This is a genomic window from Undibacterium paludis, from assembly GCF_022568815.1.
In the GTDB taxonomy this organism is placed as follows: domain Bacteria; phylum Pseudomonadota; class Gammaproteobacteria; order Burkholderiales; family Burkholderiaceae_D; genus Undibacterium.
This window is the reverse complement of the sequence record NZ_JAKZHX010000053.1, coordinates 1-999: the sequence shown is the minus strand read 5'-3', so window position 1 is coordinate 999 and position 999 is coordinate 1. Positions and strand designations below refer to the sequence as shown.

The 999-nt window shown below is 61.0% G+C and carries 1 pseudogene; it reads left to right on the top strand.

Features of this window, described 5'->3' with window-relative positions:
• A pseudogene (locus tag LZ463_RS28870) lies at nucleotides 1-999 on the top strand (RHS repeat-associated core domain-containing protein); the annotation flags it as partial.

Genomic DNA, 999 nt, shown 5'->3' with positions numbered 1-999 from the left:
GCCAACGGCCACGCCACCAGCGTGACCAGAGCAGTCGGCCAGCCAGAACAGCAAACCACCAGCTTCGAGCGCGACCTGGCCACCAACCTGCTCATGTCCAGCACCGACGCCCTGGGCCGCAAGACCAGCTACAGCTACGACAGCAAAGGCAACCAGACGAGCCAGACCTACCTGGCCGGCACGCCCGACGCCATCACCAGCAGCGCCACCTACAGCAGCGCCACCTACAGCAGCGACTACAACCAGCTCACCAGCATCACCGACCCCCTGCACCAGGTCACCAGCTTCACCTACGACAGCCTGGGCAATCTGCAACAGATCACCGACGCCAACAACAAACAGCTGCAATTTCGCACCAATGCAGCAGGCCAGCTGACTGAATTCACCGACGCCCGCAACAAAACCACCAGGTTCGGCTACGACGGTTATGACTTAAGCAGCATCACCGACCCGCTCACCCGCAGCGTCACCCTGCGCACCGACGCCATCGGCCGCACCGTCAGCACCACCGACCCGCTGACCCAGCGCAGCATCAACACCATCGACAGCGTCGACCGCGTCACCAGCATCACCGACCCCAATAGCCAGAACACCGGCTTTGGCTACGACAACAACGACAACCTCACCAGCGTCACCGACGCCAACAGCCACAGCACCGGTTTCAGTTACGACGACCGCAACGCCGTCACTGGCAAGACCGATGCCCTAAGCCAGGGCAGCAGCATCGTCTATGACAACGAACACCGCATCAAACAAAGCACAGACCGCAAGAACCAGACCACCAAATACCAGTACGACAGCCTCAACCGCCTGCGCACCGTCACCTATGCCGACAACAGCACCATCACGCATACCTACGATGCAGGCAACCGCCTGACCCAACTGGCCGACAGCATCAACGGCAACATCGGCTTCGTCTACGACAATCTGGACCGTATCACCCAGGTCACCAGCCCCAAAGGCGTCGTCAACTACACCTACGACGCCAATGGCCAGCGT